At 57.4% G+C, this 3,828-nt stretch carries 3 protein-coding genes; 1 reads left to right on the forward strand and 2 read right to left on the reverse strand.

Annotation, left to right across the window (positions count from 1 at the left end; translation table 11 throughout):
• On the forward strand, positions 1 to 1,270 hold a 1,270-nt coding region (locus H5U08_RS12530), incomplete at its 5' end, for a peptidyl-prolyl cis-trans isomerase (RefSeq protein WP_297033556.1).
• Between the two features lie 126 nt (positions 1,271 to 1,396).
• On the opposite strand, the gene H5U08_RS12535 is transcribed toward H5U08_RS12530, so the two are convergent.
• Positions 1,397 to 2,758, reverse strand: a complete 1,362-nt coding sequence (locus H5U08_RS12535; protein ID WP_297033558.1) for a citrate synthase — start codon at positions 2,756 to 2,758, stop codon at positions 1,397 to 1,399.
• A gap of 552 nt (positions 2,759 to 3,310) precedes the next feature.
• On the reverse strand, positions 3,311 to 3,828 hold a 518-nt coding region (locus H5U08_RS12540), incomplete at its 5' end, for a hypothetical protein (protein WP_297033559.1).

The following is a 3,828-nucleotide window of genomic DNA, read 5'->3' on the forward strand; positions in this document are numbered from 1 at the left end:
GGCCAGTGGTTTTCCGGTGTTTGCGTCCGGGGGTGCGAACATCAGGGATGCTGGCGAGTCGTCCTTGCCGAGCCAAAAACCAGCCATGTTCCAGGATACACTCCCACAGTTTGCTGAAGACTCCCGGGCACAACCTGTGAATTTTGTGGCACCTGCAGAGGTGACGGTATCAGACCAGGAGGCTTCCCACGGTGACGGTTCCTCTCTTTCCGAATGGGCCAGGACAGCGGCTTCCCTCCAAACTGATCGCGTCGGCGACTTTCGGCAGGAAATCTGCGAGCAAACTCGGGTCCTAGCACGCGTAGGGTCGGAGGTCATTCTCGCCGGTGAAATTCTTGGTGCTGTGAATGAAATTCTCCTGCCTTATCAGGACAAAGTCCCTGTCGTGGTGTACGAGCAATACAAGCAACAACTGATGCGGCAGCTTTTGAAGAAACGTATTGAAATGAAACTCGTTTACGAAGACATTAAACGCAAGATTCCCCGGGAGAATCTTCAGCGAATCGAACAGGAAATCGCCAAGTTCTTCGAGGAAAAAGAGGTTCCGGCGCGTCTTCGCAAGATGGGGCTTCAGTCTGCCAAAGAGTGGGACGAACGTCTCCGCAGCGTGGGCAGTTCACTGGAACACGAAAAACGGGCATTCATTGAAGGAACACTCGCCCGTGACTGGATCAAACAGCAACTAGCCTCGGCCAGTTCCACGGCGAAAACCATATCTCCGGAAGTGCTTTGGGAGTACTACCAAACCCATTTGAGCGAGTTTGAGCAACCTGCCGAGGTCCGCTGGCAACAGCTTATGGTCAAAAAACGGCCGGACCGTTCGGATGCGGAGGCCTACGCCAAGCTGGCGGAACTGGGTAACCGAGTGTTGCAGGGCGAGCCATTCGAAGAGGTCGCGCGTTCTGGATCCGAAGGCCCCACCGCTTCTGAAGGGGGCGTGAGAGAACCGGTGCAGCCTGGGAGTTTGCGGTCCCGCGTCCTCGAGGAGGCCCTGTTCTCCCTGCCCGTCGGCCAGCTCAGCCCCATCCTGGAAGACGAGCAGGGGTTCCACATCGTCCGTGTTCTGGAACGCCGCGAGGCAAGCCGGATTCCGTTCACCGAAGCCCAGGTGCAAATTCGGGAACGCCTGGCAGAAGAAGAAAAACAAAAGCAATTGAACGAGTATCTTGCCAAGCTCCGTCAGGAAATTCCTGTTTGGAATATCTACGAAGCCCCAACGGAAGATTCCGGTCTGCTTCCCGCGTCTGTAAAAGACGACTCCGCACCGTGATCACTTTCCGGGGGCTCGTGTCGTCAAGTTCCTCAAGCCATCGCAGGATGACCGGCACGGGTATGGCGTGCACGCTGCCGTTTTCGGTTCAATCCCATGGTTAGCGTGCACTGAAGCACACTCCCGTCAGAGCTCGAATTCGCCGCCTGGGAACGGACCTCCCACCGGCCGTTTGATGGTGACTTCCTGTGTGGGCTTGGGCGCACGTTTGATCAAGGGTACAAACGGGCGCTCGGGATAACCGATGTAGAGTTGCCGCGGGCGGTGGATGCGCTTGTTGGGTGTGAGGTGCATTTCGCGCCAGTGGGCAATCCAGCCGGGAAGCCGCCCGAGGGCGAACAGAACCGTAAACATGTTCTTGGGAATACCCATCGCCCGATAAATGATGCCCGAGTAGAAATCCACATTCGGATAGAGCTTTCGCTCGACGAAGTAGGGATCTTTCAGAGCAATCTCCTCGAGTTCCTTGGCCAACTCGAATAGGGGATCTGTGCCAATTTTCTTGGCGATCAGGCGGTCGGCCATTTTCTTGATGATCTTGGCCCGAGGATCGTAGTTCTTGTAGATCCGGTGCCCGAAACCCATCAACCGGAAAGGATCATTGGGATCCTTCGCCTTGTCGATGTACTTTCCGATGTTGCGGTTGTCCGCGAGGATCTGTTCCAGCATATTGATGCACGCTTCGTTCGCCCCCCCGTGGAGTTGCCCCCAAAGGGCGCAGATCCCCGCCGAGACGGCTGAGAAAAGATTCACGTTACTGGAACCCACCATCCGCACAGCCGATGTGCTGCAGTTCTGGCCATGATCGGCATGGAGGATCAGCAGAAGATTGAGGGCCTCAACAAAATCCGGATCCATCCGGTAGCGCTCGCTGGGGACTGCAAACAGCATGTACAGGAAATTCTGACAGTATGTCAGGTGATTTTGCGGATAAACGAACGGCTGGCCGATCGACTGTTTGTAGCCGAACGCCGCGATGGTGGGCATCTTCGCCATGAGGCGGTAAATAGAGAGCTGACGCTGCGCCTCGTCAAGAGGATCCAGCGAGTCCTTGCAATAAATGGCCAGCGCCCCCACCACCGAACTGAGGATGGCCATGGGATGGGCATCGGGCGGAAAACCCGCGAAAAGCTGCTTCATCCCCTCGTGAAGGAGCGTGTGCCGGCGAATGTTGTCGCGAAATTCTTCGAGCTGGTCAGCGGTGGGCAGCTCGCCGTAAATGAGCAGGTAAGCCACTTCCAGAAAATCGCACCGCTCGGCAAGCTCTTCGATCCGGTAGCCGCGATACCGGAGAATACCTTTTTCTCCATCGATGTAGGTGATGCTGCTGGTTGTGCCGCCCGTATTGGCAAAGCCATCATCCAGCGTGATGTAACCGGTCATCTGATAGAGTTTCGAAATATCGATGACCCGGTTCCCTTCCGTTCCCACGCGGATCGGCAACTCATACTCTTTGCCCTCTAGAATCAGTTTTGCGACCTCTCCCATAGACGCTTCCAATCATTCGGCAAGAGAAACTGGTGTAACCGGTGTCGCGAACCCTCTCCCTCTCATAACAACGCATCGAATCCGAAAAAACGCATTTTACGACGCAATGCCCCCCGCGACCAGATGCCTCTTTGCCAAGCCGCTGGGCTGATTGCCGAAACTCCCGGCAGAAGGGTGTTGAAACCGGCAACCTTGCCAATTCCACAAGAGCCTGATCTCAACTATCATGATAAGATAAGTCGTAATGCTGTGCAACTAGTGACAGTAACAATTGACGCAGCACACGTCTTGGTGCTTCTCCGTTGGGGGTGTTGAAACCGCCAGTAACGCCCCGTGCGCTGTAGAAAAGTCGCTTTGCCGGAATAGAGAGGATTTATCAACGACGGCGGTCCGCCAGCCCGAAGATCGAATGACTTACGATACGCGTGGGGCCGCCACCACGCGACAAGCACCCGGGCTGCGATTGCGGGGCCATCTCGCCAACGCGGCCGTCTTGCGAAAGAAGAGCCGTTTTGGTCGAACTCGTGACACAATTGGAAAGCCAAACGAGCTCTACGGGGTCATCTGCTTGCCCAACGTTGAGTCCCCTCGTCTCTTTTCCGGTGGATCGAGGAGTTGCACCGACTCGGCCACAAGGAGCGGCCCACGACCGTCCGCGGACCGGACTTTTCGCCCCACGACCCCGACCTGATGGCCAACGTAGGTCCGAAGCACCGTTCCCGGGGCGGGACGGAGGTAGGCTTCGATCTCTCCTCGCTCGTTGATGACCTGGTAGGGTGGATCGGACGGACGTCTCACCTGGGCTCGAACGAGGCGTCCCACGGCGTCGAACCGCTGGCGCCGCAGTTCGTTCAACTCCCGGGCAATCTCCTCTCTGGTCGGGATGGGCCGGTCTGCCTGCCCCATTTCGGGAGCGACCTGTGCCTGGTGCCGGGTGAGCGGCTGAATTGCATTGGTCGCGTGGCTCAGCGGTTGCGTGACAAAGGACGCCTGCGCCACTTCGGGAGCGGCCGGGGGAGACTCCGGTGCGAACGGCAGGCGGGGAACCGCAGGGCCGGCCACGGTCTGGA

The sequence above is a fragment of the Thermogutta sp. genome (genome assembly GCF_014359955.1).
Taxonomy (GTDB): domain Bacteria; phylum Planctomycetota; class Planctomycetia; order Pirellulales; family Thermoguttaceae; genus Thermogutta.